11 protein-coding genes, 1 tRNA gene and 6 pseudogenes are annotated in these 15334 nt (G+C 64.7%); 11 read left to right on the forward strand and 7 right to left on the reverse strand.

The window, feature by feature from the left end; genetic code table 11:
* Both AC2TEW_RS36785 and AC2TEW_RS36790 read left to right on the forward strand, forming a co-directional pair.
* Positions 1 to 581, forward strand: a 581-nt coding sequence (locus tag AC2TEW_RS36785) for an IS5 family transposase (RefSeq protein WP_484627598.1), incomplete at its 5' end; no start/stop codon positions are given.
* Positions 582 to 682: 101 nt separating this feature from the next.
* Positions 683 to 1375, forward strand: a pseudogene (locus AC2TEW_RS36790) (IS3 family transposase); the annotation flags it as partial.
* Between the two features lie 538 nt (positions 1376 to 1913).
* Here the strand turns inward: AC2TEW_RS36790 and AC2TEW_RS36795 are convergent.
* The 4 genes from AC2TEW_RS36795 to AC2TEW_RS36810 form a co-directional block, all read right to left on the reverse strand.
* Entirely contained in the window at positions 1914 to 2210 is a 297-nt protein-coding gene (locus tag AC2TEW_RS36795) for a transposase (protein ID WP_484627599.1), read from the reverse strand.
* A gap of 211 nt (positions 2211 to 2421) precedes the next feature.
* A complete protein-coding gene (locus AC2TEW_RS36800) occupies positions 2422 to 3432 on the reverse strand; it encodes an ABC-2 membrane transporter-related protein (RefSeq protein WP_484627600.1) in 1011 nt (336 codons plus the stop codon).
* The gene (locus AC2TEW_RS36805; RefSeq protein ID WP_484627601.1) at positions 3429 to 4349 is read right to left on the reverse strand and encodes an ATP-binding cassette domain-containing protein; all 921 of its coding nucleotides are present in this window, start codon (positions 4347 to 4349) and stop codon (positions 3429 to 3431) included. Before AC2TEW_RS36805 ends, AC2TEW_RS36800 begins: the two co-directional genes overlap by 4 nt.
* Before the next feature lie 53 nt (positions 4350 to 4402).
* Complete coding sequence (locus AC2TEW_RS36810) at positions 4403 to 4786, reverse strand: GntR family transcriptional regulator (RefSeq protein ID WP_484627608.1); 384 nt, start codon at positions 4784 to 4786, stop codon at positions 4403 to 4405.
* Between the two features lie 564 nt (positions 4787 to 5350).
* Between AC2TEW_RS36810 and AC2TEW_RS36815 the strand changes: the two are divergent.
* From AC2TEW_RS36815 to AC2TEW_RS36830, 4 genes and pseudogenes are all read left to right on the forward strand, one after another.
* Positions 5351 to 5536 (forward strand): annotated as a pseudogene (locus tag AC2TEW_RS36815) (DDE-type integrase/transposase/recombinase); the annotation flags it as partial.
* A gap of 36 nt (positions 5537 to 5572) precedes the next feature.
* Positions 5573 to 5740, forward strand: a complete 168-nt coding sequence (locus AC2TEW_RS36820) for a hypothetical protein (protein WP_484627602.1) — start codon at positions 5573 to 5575, stop codon at positions 5738 to 5740.
* Between the two features lie 113 nt (positions 5741 to 5853).
* A pseudogene (locus AC2TEW_RS36825) lies at positions 5854 to 6244 on the forward strand (DDE-type integrase/transposase/recombinase); the annotation flags it as partial.
* Between the two features lie 324 nt (positions 6245 to 6568).
* Positions 6569 to 7810: a glycine-rich protein gene (locus AC2TEW_RS36830; RefSeq protein WP_484627603.1), complete on the forward strand. Its 1242-nt coding sequence runs from the start codon at positions 6569 to 6571 to the stop codon at positions 7808 to 7810.
* Between the two features lie 534 nt (positions 7811 to 8344).
* Here the strand turns inward: AC2TEW_RS36830 and AC2TEW_RS36835 are convergent.
* Positions 8345 to 8421, reverse strand: a tRNA-Ile gene (locus AC2TEW_RS36835).
* A 469-nt stretch (positions 8422 to 8890) separates the two neighbouring features.
* Between AC2TEW_RS36835 and AC2TEW_RS36840 the strand changes: the two genes are divergently transcribed.
* Positions 8891 to 10177 (forward strand): hypothetical protein, encoded by a 1287-nt coding sequence (locus AC2TEW_RS36840; protein ID WP_484627604.1) that lies wholly within the window; start codon positions 8891 to 8893, stop codon positions 10175 to 10177.
* Positions 10178 to 10269: 92 nt separating this feature from the next.
* On the opposite strand, the gene AC2TEW_RS36845 is transcribed toward AC2TEW_RS36840, so the two are convergent.
* Positions 10270 to 10803: a hypothetical protein gene (locus tag AC2TEW_RS36845; protein ID WP_484627605.1), complete on the reverse strand. Its 534-nt coding sequence runs from the start codon at positions 10801 to 10803 to the stop codon at positions 10270 to 10272.
* A 106-nt stretch (positions 10804 to 10909) separates the two neighbouring features.
* Between AC2TEW_RS36845 and AC2TEW_RS36850 the strand changes: the two genes are divergently transcribed.
* Together AC2TEW_RS36850 and AC2TEW_RS36855 are read left to right on the forward strand one after the other, a co-directional pair.
* On the forward strand, positions 10910 to 12121 hold the full coding sequence (locus tag AC2TEW_RS36850; RefSeq protein ID WP_484627606.1) for an IS701 family transposase: 1212 nt from the start codon (positions 10910 to 10912) through the stop codon (positions 12119 to 12121).
* Positions 12122 to 12425: 304 nt separating this feature from the next.
* On the forward strand, positions 12426 to 13652 hold the full coding sequence (locus tag AC2TEW_RS36855) for an efflux RND transporter periplasmic adaptor subunit (RefSeq protein ID WP_484627607.1): 1227 nt from the start codon (positions 12426 to 12428) through the stop codon (positions 13650 to 13652).
* 59 nt (positions 13653 to 13711) lie between these two features.
* Here the strand turns inward: AC2TEW_RS36855 and AC2TEW_RS36860 are convergent.
* Positions 13712 to 13891: pseudogene (locus tag AC2TEW_RS36860) on the reverse strand (IS110 family transposase); the annotation flags it as partial.
* A gap of 179 nt (positions 13892 to 14070) precedes the next feature.
* Here AC2TEW_RS36860 and AC2TEW_RS36865 point away from each other — a divergent pair.
* A pseudogene (locus tag AC2TEW_RS36865) lies at positions 14071 to 14406 on the forward strand (transposase); the annotation flags it as partial.
* Between the two features lie 64 nt (positions 14407 to 14470).
* Positions 14471 to 15334, forward strand: a pseudogene (locus AC2TEW_RS36870) (IS3 family transposase); the annotation flags it as partial.

Below are 15334 nucleotides of genomic sequence, written 5' to 3' on the forward strand. Positions count from 1 at the left end.
AGCGGTCTGCCAACGCCTCCGAGCCCGGTGACACCACCTTTTCGATCATGATCGACTGGGGGCGCAAGTCATGCCGGGCCGGGAGGCCGGGAACCCCGTTGCGGGGCCGTGAAGACGGTAACGGGGAGCCGACAGGTCCGAATCCTGTCGATAGGGGCACGTACGGGTCGAAGATCCACCTGCACACCGAACGTACCGGTTTACCCCTGTCGCTCGCGATCTCCGGGGCCAACGTCCACGACAGCCAGGCCCTGATCCCGCTGGCCGACGCCATCCCGCCGATCCGTTCGCGGCGCGGCCCCAGGCGACGCAGACCCGGGAAGCTGCACGGCGACAAAGCCTACGACCACCGCTTCATCCGCTCCTACCTGCGACGACGGCAGATCCCGGCACGCATCGCCCGCCGAGGCGTCGAGTCCTCCCAGCGCCTCGGCCGTCACCGATGGGTAATCGAGCGGACCGTGGCCTGGCTCGGCGGCGTCCGCCGGCTCCATCGCCGCTACGAATACAAGGCCGACCACTTCGCCGCCTTCGCCAGCATCGCCCCAGCCCTCATCTACCTCCGAACACTCTCCAAATGAGATGACTTCTCAGTCGCCAGGACCTGCTCGACATGGGAGCCGCGCTCTTCGACGACGTCGCAGACTGAGGCTCCCCCGGTGGGTGGGAGATGCTGATCAGCGGGTCAGGGAGGATCACCGCCGAGCTGCGCGAGGCGGGCGTCCGGGTGAACCACAAGCGGGTCGGGCGGGTGATGCGCAAGTTCGGCATCGCCGGGCTGCGGCTACGGAAACGGCACGTGACCACGGTCCCGGACCCGTCCGCGAGCCCGGTGCCGGATCTCCTGCAGCGTGACTTCACCGCCACCGCGCCGAACACGAAGTACGTCGGCGACATCACGTATCTCCCGGCCGGGGACGGCGGCTTCCTCTACCTGGCCACGGTGATCGACTGCTTCTCGCGCCGGCTGGTGGGCTGGTCGATCGCCGACCGCATGCGCACCGACCTGGTCGCGGACGCCCTGCAGGCTGCCGCGGCGACCCGCGGCAGCCTGCAGGGCGCGGTGTTCCACAGCGACCACGGGGCCCAATACGGGTCGCGGCGGTTCGCCGACCTCTGCAGTCGTCCCGGCGTCGTCAGGTCCATGGGAGCGGTCGGCACCAGCGCCGACAACGCCCTCGCGGAGAGCTTCAACGCCGCACTCAAACGCGAGACCCTGCGGGGCGCCCGCGGCTTCGACGGGGCCGAGGCCTGTCGGCTGGCCGTGTTCCGCCGGGCCACCCGTTACAACACCCGACGGCGCCACTCCCGCCTCGGACAGAAGCCACCGAACATCTACGAACAGCAGCGGGCTACCATGACGCTCGCCGCATAACGACACGAACAGGTGTCCACTCACCGGGGACAAGGCCCGGGGCCGCCGGCTGAGCCGGTCGCGGGTCTGCTTGGGCCCGCGCCAACGCAAAGTGCCGGTCTCGTCGTACCAGTACTGCTGGAGCCAGACCTGCCGCAACACCTCCACCTGCGGCAACCACCTCAGCCGGGCCGGGGCATCGGCGGCGACAAGAGCCTGGAACAGACGCATGCCGTCCCCGCCGACCGTGGGCGCATACTCCTCGAGTTCCTTCGCCTCCTTCGGCAACCGGTCGTAGCGCACCGGCCTGCCGTAACGCCTGGCCCACTCGTCGGTGACCAGGGCAAACACCCATTCCTCGTCAGCGGCGGCCAATTCCTCCAGGGCCGCCCGCAAGGTCTCACCGACCAGCTCGGTCTGGTCCAGGCAGCGCACCGCCGCCAGGACGTGTGTGGAGTCGGTGCGCTGGCGCCCGCGCCGCTTGACCAATCCTGCCTCCGCCAGACGCTCGACCATCACCGCCAGCAGCCGGTCCGCGCGGTCGCCCTCGGCCATCCGGTCACGGAACTCGCTCAGCACCGAGAAGTCGAAACCCGGATCGTCCAACTCCAGCCCCAGGCAGTATTTTCCAGTCCAGACGGCACCGGACTGCCTCGGCCGTCTGCCGGTCGGTGAGGTTCTCCGCGTACTGCAGCACCGACACCAACGCCAGCCGTGCCGGCGACAGGCCCCGACGCCCGTCGGCGGAATACCACTCCTCGAAGTCGCTGTCCTTGAACAGCCCAGCCAGATGATCCCGCACGCCCATCGCCGCCGTGCCCCGCGGATTGATCGCCCGCGCCATCCGTGCGGTCAACGGCGGGATCTCCCGCCCGGACCAAGAACCCATCGCCGCCGCAACCAACCCCTTTGACCAGCCCGAACTCCCAGACCACGAAAACAGGAAGGGCCGGCCAGTGGCCGCCGATCGAGGACAACCTCACACTCACCAGTGAAGATCACCAACAGCATCCCGACTACGGAACAGAGCCGAAATCCTGATAGACCCGTAGCGGCGGCCTGGGCCTTCACGCCGGGCGTCGTCGGATCCAGAAGAACGCGAAGACAGTGAGCACGGTGGCCAGGACCAGGCAGAGGGCGGTCTCGGTCCACTGCAGCATCCAGAAGCGGTCCGGAGGCAGGTAGTCCACCCAGCCCTGCTGCCCTCGGCATGCGGCTTCGAAGCAGGAGGACCCGGGTATTTTGGCCCCGGAGCTGTCGAAGGTGCCCTGGGCGATGGGCCACAGCCGGCCGGGCAGGTGGGCGAAGTCCATCCCGGGGCTGGTCACGGTCAGAGGGGCGCCCAGATGGGGGCGCAGTCGGCTCAGGCCGTAGAGCAGGCCGGTGGTCGAGGCGAGGCCGATCGCCATCGCGGGAACGGTGCGGCAGATCAGGAGACCCGCCACCGCCCCCAGGACCAGGGCGAGCAGGCTGTATCCCACAAGAGCGGGGCCCAGGACGGGGAAGGCGGTGTTCTTGTACCAGAAGACACCGGAGATCTCGTTGGCGGAGGGCTTCCACCACCAGCGGGCCACGAGTACCAGCAGGGCGGATCCGGCCAGGACCGCGGCGGCGGGCAGGGCGAGCTTGGCGGTGAGCCACTGTCGGCGTGAGGCCGACTGCAGCCAGGCGAGCCGATGGGTACCGCTCTCCAGATCACGGCTGAGCAGGGGAGCGCCCAGGAAGACCCCGATCAGCACGGGCGTGAGCAGGGAGAACGCCGCAGTGCCGAACTTCAGGGGCCCGCCGAAGCTGCTCGCGAAGCCGATCAGTGCGGACTGGTTCTGCCAGCAGGGGTCGGACGGGTCGGCGAGGTGACAGTCGGCCAGCTGGTGGTCGCGGATGAATGCGACAGCGCCCGCTCGTTGGTAGACGGCCACCGCGCTCGCCGCAGCCAGGAGCACGGCCCCGGCCAGGAGCACTGCGCGGTGCTGGCGCCATGCCAGCCAGATCAGGCCCTTGACAGGGCTGCCCGAGCGGCGATCGGGACGTGTAGTACCGGTTGGCTGGTCGATGTCGTGGGCGGGTGCGGTGGTCACTGGTGGACCTCTTTCGCGGTGGTTCGGGGCGCTGTGGTGAGCAGGGGCGGTGTGTCCGGGGAACGCAGGTGGGCAAGGATCAGCTCTTCGAGGGTGGGCCGGCTGATGTGCCAGTTCCCGGAGATAGGGCCGTCAGGGCGTATCAGGGCTGTCCGTTGCCGGCCGACAGCGCGTGATTCCACGATGGTGTGCCGGGCGAGATCCGGGGCGGGGGCGGCTCCGGTGAGTCGGCGGTGGGAGTCGAGGAGGTCGTCGACGTCACCGGCGAGCTGGATGCGGCCGTTGTTGAGGAGCAGGATATGGTCGCAGGCGTCCTCGAGTTCGGCGACGATGTGGGAGGACAGGACCACGGTGGTGGAGTGGTCGGCGGCCTCGGCCATCAGGAGCGCCAGCATCTGATGGCGCACGAGGGGGTCGAGGTCGGCCAGAGGCTCGTCCAGGAGGAGGAGTTCGGGGCGCTTGCCGAAGCCCAGGGCCAGAGCGACGCGGGTGCGTTGCCCACCGGACAAAGCGCGGATGCGGGCGTGGAGGGGGATGTCGCCTTCACCCACGATGCGCTCAGCGGTGGCCTGGTCCCAGCGCGGATTGAGCTCACGGCCCATCCGCAGGCTCTCCTCGACCGTGAAGGACGGGTGGAGCGGCTTGTCCTGAGGAACGAAGGCGACCCGCTGGCGGGAACCCGGTGTGCCCGGCGCCTGCCCTAATATGCGGATCGTCCCTTCGGTGGGCTCCAGCAGGTCCGCGGCCATGGCCAGCAGCGTGCTCTTGCCCGCTCCGTTGGGACCCACCAACGCACAGACGCGCCCGGCCGGCAGAGAGAAGGAGCAGTCCTTCAACGCCCAGCCCCGCCGGTACCTCCTGCCCACGCCCACGGCCTCCACCGCCGTGCTCACCTCTGCGGCATCGATGTCGTTCACCCGTTCCTCCTGTCGTCTCTCTTGCTCTGTCTTCCAACCGGATGGCGGCCACGTCACGGCTGGGAATGCCCGGGCAGGACAGAAGCCATGAGCGCTGCGATGTCCTCGCGCTCCAGCCCCGCCGCCCGCGCCCGGTCCACCCAGTCCACGAGCTCGGCTCGCAGCGGCGCATCCACAGCCGCCGAGGGCCTGGCAAGCGAGCGCCGCACGAACGTCCCCACCCCAGGCCGCGGATCGACCAAGCCCTCGCGCTCCAACTCCCGATACGCCTTGAGGACAGTGTTGGGATTGATCGCGGTAGCCGCCACGACCTCCCGCGCGGTCGGCAACCGGTCTCCCGGCAGCAGCAGGCCCAGCCGCAACGCGTGCTTGGCCTGCTCGACGATCTGCAGATACGCGGCCATCCCGCTACGCCGGTCGATGCGGAACTCGACCATCGCCACCTGCTTTGACTAGTTGATTAGTGGAATGGACCATAGGCGAACCCATCGGATAAGGTCAAATCCGGACAGACAGCACCCATCCGGCCGGGTAGCGACGTACGAGACCGCGGTGAGCCGATGCAGGCTCGCCACCCGGGGCCTGAACCGCAGGCGGGCAAACACGGCACCCGCATCACCCGGCCGACCATCACGCTGAGTGCTCAACCGACGGAGACGCCCGGGCGAATAGGGCTCCCGGGACGAGCGACCGGCGAGGCAGAGCACAGGCACCGTCAGGTTGAGCGGGGCTCTTCTCTGGTGGCATGATCATCTACCTGGTCGGATCGCTGGAGGGACTGCTCGTGGGCACGGTGTCGTACCGGGGTTTCCGCTTCCCGCCGGAGATCATCTCCCACTGTGTGTGGCCGTACCACCGGTTCAACCTGAGCCTGCCCGGAACAGTCGGAGAAAGGTGGAGAAGGCCATGCGACAGCGCGGTATTCAGGGTGTCACCCGCCGCCGGAGACGCTCCCTGACCAGGCGCGACACCAAGGTGTCTCCGGCTCCGGACTGGTCGGGCGCGACTTCACCGCGAAGCGGCCGGACACGAAACTGGTCGGGGACATCACGTACCTGCCCACGCTCGAGGGCTGGCTCTACCTGGCCACCGTCCTGGACCTGGCCACCCGCGAGGTGATTGGGTACGCGATGGCCGACCATCACCGGGCCGGGCACTGTCACGTTGCTGGGGGCGGGGTGAGATGATCTTCGGGTTGGTCATGTCGGGGAGGGGAGGCTGTCGTGTCGGACGTGCCGCCGTCGTACAGCAACCACCGCTGCCCGGCGGAGGTCATCAGCCACTGTGTGTGGCTGTACTTCCGGTTCCCGCTGAGCTTCCGTGACGTGGAGGAGCCGATGCTCGAGCGCGGCATCGTCGTGTGCTACGAGACGATCCGGCGTGGTGCCTGAAGTTCGGCCAGGCCTACGCCAACGCCCTGCGCCGCCGGCATCCCCGGCCGGGTGACAAGTGGCACCTGGACGAGGTGTTCATCAAGATCAACGGTGAGCGGAAGCACCTGTGGCGCGCGGTCGACCAGGACGGCCAGGCGTTTCTTCCGGAAACTGATGACCGGGACCCAGGCCGTGCTGCGGGTTGTCGTCACCGACAAGCTCCGCAGTTACGGGGCCGCGCACCGCGAGGTGATGCCCTCCGTGGAACACCGCTCCCACAAAGGGCTGAACAACCGGGCCGAGAACTCCCACCAGCCCACCCGCCAGCGCGAATGCGCCATGAGAGGCTTCCGGACTGTCGGCGGAGCCCAACGCTTCCTCGCCGCGTTCAGCGGCATCTCACCCCACTTCAGACCCGGCCGTCATCTGATGACCGCCGCCCGCCACCGCCTCGAGATGGCCCTCCGTTTCATGATCTGGGACCACATCACCGGCGTCGCCGGCCTGCCTGCAGCCGCCTGAAGCAAGCCCAAAACCGGCCCACCACGTCTCCACCCAGCAGATGATCAAGCACCCGCTAACGTGACAACGCCCTCGCCCTCCTTGGGCTCACGTGATCACGAAACGGAAATCACACAACTTTGCCGAAGCCCTGGGCCTGACCGCCAGGACCCGGGACGAAATACCCAGCCAGTAAACGATCATCTTACCGGCAGGTCACCGCCAAGTTGACACCGCCGATCGGGCGACAGTGATTCGCCCAGCAGATCAACCATCCGGCCGGTAGGCCACTTCGAGTATTTGGTATTTACTCGACCAAAAATATTAAACTGGGAGAAAATCTCGATGAGATCTCGTTTAGCTGCAATCCTGTCCGCAGGCACAGCCGCCGCAATCCAGCTCGGGATTGGAATTCCCGCCCACGCCTCAACGGGCATGGCGGAGCCATCGCCTTCGTGCACAAATGGAAAGTGCATTGCCCGATATGCGGTCACCGGAGGCGAGCAGAAGTTTGTAGTTCCCGCCGGTATTAATGATCTTAAAGTCGAGGCCGCGGGAGGCTCTGGGGGTAATGGAAACGGAATCTCTGGGGGAGATGGAGGGAGGGGGGCAATTGTTACCTCAATCATTCCCGTGAAGCCGGGACAGACTCTATTTGTCGAGGTTGCCAATAAGGGGAACGAAGCCGACGGATTCGGCAATAGCGGAAATGCAGGAAAGGGCGGCTGGAATGGCGGCGGAAACGGCGGGGCTGCTCATGGAATAATTTCTGGAAACAGCGGCGGAGGCGGAGGGGGGGCCTCCGACATCAGAACCATTTCCCGCGACAATAAAGATACCCTTGATTCGCGCCTGATTGTGGCCGGAGGCGGGGGCGGAGGTGGAGGAGGCGCCGGCCTGGGCCTTGCACCTGGCGGCGATGGAGGTTTCGCTGATAAGGACGGACAAAAGGGGTACTCTGGCAGGACTGCAAAAGCAGGAGGCGAAGCGGGGGACCGAGGTGGAAATGCCGAGAGCGTGTCCTTCGGGAACCCGTCGGCAGGCGGTGGCGGTGGCGGTGGAGTGAGGGGCGGGCAGGCCGGAGAGTCGGGTGGCACTGGCACTCAGTCTGGCGGGGGAGCTGGCGGAACGAACCTTGTTCCGAGCGGCGGCATTCTCACATACGGCGGCATAGACTCAGTCGGCAGCGTCACCATTACCTACCAAGATCCGGGCGCAGTTTACAGTAAGCTGAAAAACAACACAGGAATTGATCTTAAATTCCTCCGGAAGGATATAAACAGCTCTGCCAATGGAGCCTTCGACTGGGAACCAGACCCGCTTGAATCCATCACCCCGGGTGGCTCTTCCGAATGGGCAGCCTACGGCCCGGTAAAGTCTACCGACGTATACTATAGGGTGGCGATGGAAGAGTCCGGAAAGATTTACGACATCAAGCTTCAGACCAGCTCTGACCGAAAGACCCAGTCCTGTGCGATCGGAGCTCTCTCCGGAAATAAATGGTCTGCGATTTCAAAGAGTGGATTCACCTGTACCGCCATCAGGTCTGGAAATTCCATCGCGGATTTCTCCCTGAATAAGTCATAGGAATAATAATTCCACCTGCAGGTCGTCTTTTGTTGGCCGCCGAAGCCCCCTTGGTTTTTGTTGTATCGCTTACGGAAAAGGAATGACCTCCTTGCGACCCTCGACTGGGAGTGTCGGGGACGCGTACGACAGCGCCCTGATGGAGACGATCAACGGGTGCTGTCACGTTGTCGGGTGCTTGATCGTCCGACAGTGTGGGAGGCCGTGGCCGGGCCGCTTCGGGGCTTGGCGCAGGTTGCGGCGGGGAAGCCGATGCCAGCGGTGACGTGGTCCCAGGCGGTGAGGCGGAGGATCATCTCGAGCCGGTGTCGGGCGGCAGTCGCCCGGTGCGGGCCGGGCCGGAAGTGCGGTGCGCCTCGACCGGGTAGGTCGGCGTCCCCCCTCGGCAGCTGGCCGCGCAGCGAGCGTGGATTCCACGCTGTCGGCAGCGTGGAATAGGTTGGCGCGGCACTGAGAAAGCCGGCGACGGCGCCGGGAGAGCAGCACTGCCCCAGCGCCGTCGGTCGTGTCACGCCGTTCCCGGCGCGGACCGGTTGGTGGGGTGGGCGGGGTTCGAACCCGCGACCGGAGGATTATGAGTCCCCTGCTCTAACCGGCTGAGCTACCACCCCGTACGGACCAAGCATCCACCGAGGACGCATGTTCCGCGCGCGGTCCGGGACGGGAAGCCTGCGAGCTGAATTTCCCCCTTGACCAAAGAGATAGGGCCCCGCTCGAACCGCTCGGCCGCCACCAGTCGTAACCCCTCACGCACGGCCTGCTCTCCGGACACGTACCCACCCGCCTGCGCGTACCTCATCCCCATAGCATACCGCAGGGATCATGAACCGTCAGTAGCTACGACGACACTGCCAGTTCAACCTGAGTAGCCATGCATATTTGCCCGAAAGGGCTCTAGCTGACACTTCTTATCGCCCCAAAGGTCCTACACAACTACGCCGAATGGTGGATAATTCAGAGAGCGTTCATGGGCGGCCACGGAAAAGCGAACATTTCGCAGGCCACATCCTCAAGCGCAGGGAAAGTGAAGGTTTTCGGGCAACATGCGCCAGCCGGGCTGCCGGCGATCTGATTAGAAAGTTGGAAGAAGTGTTCTGGCAGAAATACGTCAGGTCAGGGAAGACCCCCCCGAATGGATACGTACATATTCCCGGAAACAGCGAAGTGGCGGCCGCTTTCGGCGATTGGATGAAGATCGCCTATGAGTTGCACGCGATAGATACCACTACCATTAACTTCGAGGTTGGCGAGAAGGAGCTGGATGGCGAACTCAGGGAGATTGCCAGCTTTACTCCACTTTTGGCAGAACATGCCGCCGACATTGAAAGCGATACTTTCGATGCAGGAATGAATGAGCTCTACGGCTATTTTCTGGCAGCCCTGGCTGCGGAGCGACATTCTGGAGTCTTCCAGAAAGGCTCCCTTGAGGATCTCAAGGGATTCCATGACTCAAACCCCTCAGAGGGGAGGGAGAAGGATGAACTACGAAAGAAGCTTAAAGGATCCGCGAAATCCATAAAGGCCAATAACTCTGCCATTCTCGGCGAGATTGGGCGCGCAAAGAAGGGCGAATGCAGCTATATTCAGACCTCTTATGCAACGATTGTGACCAAGGGGAACAGTGGTCTGGCTAGGCAAATCGCTACGTTCGTGCCGGAAGATATCGTCGCTACCGGCAAGGTAACGTACCGCAAGCGGCGCATGCATCCAGACTGCATCGAGGTGATTGGGGATTGCGATATTAAAAAATTCCTCAACTCTGTTGACGCGGCCGAAGTGAAAAAGCCTATCCGCGCCAAAAGCCAGATCGACGCCGAGGAAGTGGAAGGTAAAATTCAGGAAAAGGTGAGGAGTGAAACATTTAAGGCGCTAGAGGGGCAGAAAATTAGCACTGTACCCGGGGGTCGTGGCACAACTGAAGCTCTCATTTCCTACAAAGAGAAATACTACGGCTCTGTTGAGGAAAAAAAGGAGCGCACGAAGAATTCTTTCCCCGATACTGATTACTGGTGCCTTGGGGCGGTAGACCGCCTTGCGGGTCTTGTAGGCGCTACGCTGGTCTACGGCGCCACGGCTCCCAAGCCAGTGAAAGCGTCGGGACCGGGAAACCTTGCGGCCGTAGTGGGAAGCTTTGACGACGGTACCATCTGCACGGTCCAGGGGAAAAGCCGGAAAGACGTTGAGAAGCCGGCCAACTACTCGTTCGTCGTGGTCTGCAATGGATCAGGGGTACGTGTTGGTTACATCGACCGTCAAGGGAAAGAACGCTCGGCTTCGCTTACGGCGTTTACGAAAAACGATCCCATGATGGTAGTGGGCCCGCTAGAAATTGAGATTCGGGCACTCAAGAAGGGTCTTCGAATTTGAGCGGTGCGTTTCGGCCGGGGCAACTGATGTGCTGTCACGGTCGGTGACGGAAGCGGCGACCCGGAAGCCAGTAGGGCCCCGGCAGGCCGGTACTACAGGTGGGGTTCGTGTTGTCTGGTGGGCCGGGTCGTTGTCTTCGGTATGGAGACGTTGTGTGATGTGTAGCGGTGGGCGGGTTGGTTCGAGGACTTCTTCGCCTCGCTGGCGGGGCTGTTCTCCCGGGTGGAGCCGCGGCTGACGGCGCGTGCGTATCTGAAGGTGCCTGCACGGGTGCGCCGCAGGCGCAGCAGGTCGCCGATGCCTGGCACCTGCTGCACAACCTCGCCGAGGCCGTCGAGCGCGTCGTCGGCCGCCATCGCGCTGACCTGCGCGAACCCCTCGACCTCGAAGCAGAGCGGGATGAGATGCCCCGTTCCGGAGCTGCCGGCTCGAACGAGCTGGATGTCCACGGCCGGCCGCGTCCCCTGGTCGCCCGCACTCGCGAGCGTCACCAGCAGATCCACGAACGCATCGAGCGCGGTGACAGCCTGCGTGCCATCGCCCGTGAGCTCCGCCTCAGTCGCGGTATCGTCCTGCGTTTCGCCCGAGCCGCCGACGTGGAGCAACTCCTCGTCGCGGCGACCCACCGCCCCAGTGTGATCGACGACTATCGGCGTTACCTGCACTACAGGAGCGGTTCCGTGACCGCCTGCTCTGCGGTTCGTTGTTCCGCCTGTGGAGACGTTGCGTGGTGTGGAGCGGTGGGCGGGCTGGTTCGAGGACTTCTTCGTCTCGCTTGGGGGCCTGTTTGGCCGGAAGGATCTGCGTGGGAGCGCCCGCGCGTATGTGAAGGCGCTGCTGGGGCCGGTGGAGCGGAAGAACTCCTGGCAGATCGCCGCGCATGCGGGGCATGTGACGCCGGATCGGGTCAAGCGGCTGTTGCGGACGGCGTCCTGGAGCTGGGAGGGGCTCAGGGACGGTGTGCGGGCCTTCGTGGTGGAGCACCTGGGCAGCCCGGACGCGGTGCTGGTGCTCGACGAGACGGCGTCCATCAAGAAGGGCGTGAAGTCGGCGGGGGTGGCCAGGCAGTACGCGGGGATCACGGGGCAGGTGGAGAACTGCCAGGTGGCGGTGTTCGCTGCGTATGTGACCCCGGCGGGGCGGGCGCTGATCGACTTCGCCCTGTACCTGGGCAAGGGCTGGGCCGGGGACGCGGAGCGGTGCCGGGAGGCGGGCGTCCCGGCGGACCGTGCGAAGGCCGTGGTCACGAAGGCCGAACTCGGCCGGCGGCTGGTCGAGCGCACCCGCCGGGCCGGGGCTCCGTTCGTGTGGGTGGCCGCCGACAGTCTCTACGGGCAGGACCGCGGCCTGCGCGCGGCGCTGGAGCGCCGCGGCAAGGGGTACGTGATGGCCGTGCCCCGCGACGAGACCCTGGCCACGCCCGGAACCGGGCGGGTCCGTGTGGACGAACTCGCAGCCCGGACACCGCTGGTGTTCGAACGCCGCTCGTGCGGCGCGGGGTCGAAGGGCGAGCGGTCCTACGACTGGGCAGTCGCCGACGTGGTGTGGCCCTCCGGCGCGGGACCGGCCCGCAAGGGATGGCGGCACCTCCTACTGGTCCGACGATCGATCCCGGACCCGTCCGACCTGGCCTTCTTCGCCGTACACGCCCGCGAGAGCGCCACGCTGCCCACGATCGTCAACGTCGCCGGGATGCGGTGGGGCGTGGAGGACTGCTTCGGCACTGCGAAGTCCGACTGCGGCCTGGACCAGTACGAGGTCCGCACGTGGGAACCCTGGCACCGCCACATCACCCTCGCCCTGGCCGCATTCGCGTTCCTGTCCGTCACCGCCACCCGCACCGCGCGATCGGAGCGGACGGACGGACCCGCCGACGCGGAGCCCGGCGGCGAACCCGCCAGATCCTGGCCGCCGCTCACCCGCCCCGTCCTGCCCCGCGGCTGATCGACTACACAGCCGAGGAGATCCGCCGCCTGTTCCACCAGACCCTCTGGCACGTCCACCACGCACCATTCGTCATCGCCGCCCAGTCCCTGAGGCGCCGCACCCACCAGGCCGTCGCGAGACGTATCCACTACGCGAGGCGAAGACGCCAAGCCCTCGAACCGCTCCTGTAGTGCTGGTACCGGAAGAATGGGTGAACAGGCACTGATGGCAGAGCGATTCGAGGCCTTGCTGCGCAAGCATGGCGTTATATTGAGATATAAATCTCACGCACACCTCCCCAAGTTCGTGCCTGATTAAATGGATGGAACCACCATTGGCTTCAATTTGGCCAGTTCACTATCCGATCCGATGGGCTTTGGGCGTGACGGCAATCCTAGCATCCGCCGCTGCGATGGCAATTTTCCTCCCGCCCCAAAAATCCCCCGAGACAGCATTCACCGTACGGCAGGCGGATGTCAAATCGACGGCAACCGTTCATGCGGTCATTGAGCCATCAGAGACATATGATCTATTCTTCGGCGACACCCTTTCAGTAGTCTCGGGGACGCACAAGAAGAGTCATGCATGCGCATTTATTCAAGATCAATCAGGCTCGCCAATGAGCTTCGGTAAGGCTGCCAATCCATCCGTCGCCCCAGGCTCTCGGGTAAAATTTGGGCAAGTCCTCGTCGTCGCCAATGTGGACGTAGCGACCGCTCAGCTGATGATCGCAGATGGCGCCCTATCAGAAGCTAGGGCCAGGCTCAAAGAGAGTCAGTCGACCCTTTCGGAGCTCTTGGCCCAGCTGACCCCCAAGCCTCAATCTTCATCCACTCCCAATAGTCTACCCCAGAACTTAATCGATGACATCACCTTTCGGCGATATGTGGTAACGCGGCAAATTGAGGACGAATCCCAGAAGGTTGCCTCGGCCGAGAAGTATCGCAATTCTATTCAGGCGGTAATTGACAATTCTTCCATCACTGCGCCCGTGGACGGTGTAATCGATAGCGTAAATATTGCTGCCGGAGAAACGCCCACCTGCGACTCCCCTGCATTGACTATGTATTCCGATGCCGTAATTGCAGTCGCCAGAATTCCCGCGCACCTTCTGCACAGGCTGACCATCGGACAGGTAGTCAATATTTCCACCAGTGACATAGCTGGGACAGTGAAGTCAAAAGTCTCTGGCATGCCGTTGCGCGCACCGGCTTCCGAGTCGGGCTTTCAGTCTGCAGATGTAGAATCGCCATATCGACTTGAGATTCAGCTGGATCGGCCTCCAGATTGGTTTGCGCCGGGGCTGCCAGTCAGTGTGAAGATTTCGCTAGGGGAAAAGCGTGGCGTCCTTGCTGTACCGTCTGCAGCAGTACATCAAGTGGATGGTAGATCATTTGCAACGGTTCTGGAGTGTGCCAAGAATAATCCAGATTGTCAATCTCCCTCTAGGGTGGAAAGGGGTGTGACACTAGGCCTTGCGGGTGATGAGCTTACAGAAATCGCCGATGGATTGACTTTGGGAGAAAGGATCCTCGTAGCCAATCGGTGATTTCTCACTGGGCGTTTCGTCCCCGGTCCTGAGCTTGACTCTGAAGCTTCTATAGATCGTCAAGCTGTAGGAGAAAGGAGGGGTGTGCCGGTATCTGTGCTGGTGAGGTGGTGGTAGACCTCGCGCGCGACGAAGCGCTTGAGGCACCTGAAGATGTCCTTCGTTTTGAGCCCTTCGAGGGTGCGTCGTGCCACGTAGTCGCGTGTGCGCGCGTCGTGCCGCATACGGACCAGCACGATCGGGGGCGTTGTCACGTTGTCGGGCGCTTGATCGTCTTAGCTTGTTCTTTATGGTCCGGTGTCGAACATGGGGCCGTACACGGTCACTCACATGGGAGTTCGCCGGACGTGAACACGGCCCTCGCCTGATCCTGTGCTCCTGCCAAGGAAGACACCGGACCATGACGGGGGCCGTGCCGATGAGTGTGTCGTATTCGGATGCCCGGGAGGAGGTGTTCGCGGAGGCGTCACGCTTCCGGGGCACGTTCTACGAGTGTCTGACCGCCCGGCGCGACGCGCTGTTCGAACTCGCCGACGCGCTGCTGTGTGCGGACGGGCCGGTCGTCTCGCCGGTGGAGTTGTCGCTGGTGGCCGAGCACCGGCGTGGGCACGGCGCCCTGTACGAGGCGCTGAACCGCGGCCGCATCGACGCCCGGCGGCTCGGCCGTGCGCTGGCCGCCCTGCCGCAGCCGAAGGCCGCCGACGGGCGGCTGGTGCTTGCGGTGGACGTGAGCAACTGGCTGCGACCCGGGGCGTTTCCCCGTCGTCGTGGACACCCTGATCATTGGATCGTGAGGATCCATAGGACAGGAGTTCCCGTTGGGGACGTCGAAGTACAGCCCTGAGTTCAGGGCCGATGCCGTCGCGCTGTACCACGCCAGTCCGGGTGGTACGTACGCGTCGGTGGCCAAGGACGTGGGTGTCAACCACGAGACGTTGCGGATCTGGGTGCGCGACGCGGAGGCGGCTGCCCGGCCCGGGGCCGGTGAGGCGAGTGCGATGGAGAAGGAGAACCGGCAGCTGCGGGCGCGGGTGAAGGAGCTCGAGCTTGAGCGGGAGATCCTTCGGAGGGCCGCGAAGTATTTCGCGCAGGAGACCAGCTGGTGAGCAGCCGCTTCCAGTTCGTCGAGGATCACCGGGGCGCCTTCGGCGTCAAGCGGCTGTGCCGGATGCTGCGGGTCTCGCGGTCGGGGTTCTACCGGTGGTCGGCCGGCGCGGACGTGCGGGCCGGCCGCGCCCGGGCGGATGCCGAGCTCGCGGACCGGATCACCCGAATCCACACCGACTCGGACGGAACGTACGGGGTTCCACGCGTCACCGCCGAGTTGCGGGACGCCGGGACGCCGGTCAACCACAAGCGCGTGGAGCGCGTCATGCGCACGTTCGGCATCGTCGGCCTGCACCTGCGCAAGAAGGTCCGGCACCACGGTCCCCGAGCCGTCGGCGACCCCGGTGCCGGACCTGCTGCGGCGGGACTTCACCGCGGCCAGGCCGAACATGAGGTACGTCGGCGACATCACTTATCTCCCGATCGGGGGCGGCCGGTTCCTCTATCTGGCCACGGTGCTGGACCTGTGCTCGAAGCGGCTGGCGGGCTGGTCGATCGCCGACCGCATGCGTACCTCCCTGGTCACCGACGCGCTCAGGGCGGCCGCGGCCGCCCGCGGCGCCCGGGGACTGCGC

The organism is Kitasatospora sp. NEAU-CNBT7 (assembly GCF_057220535.1).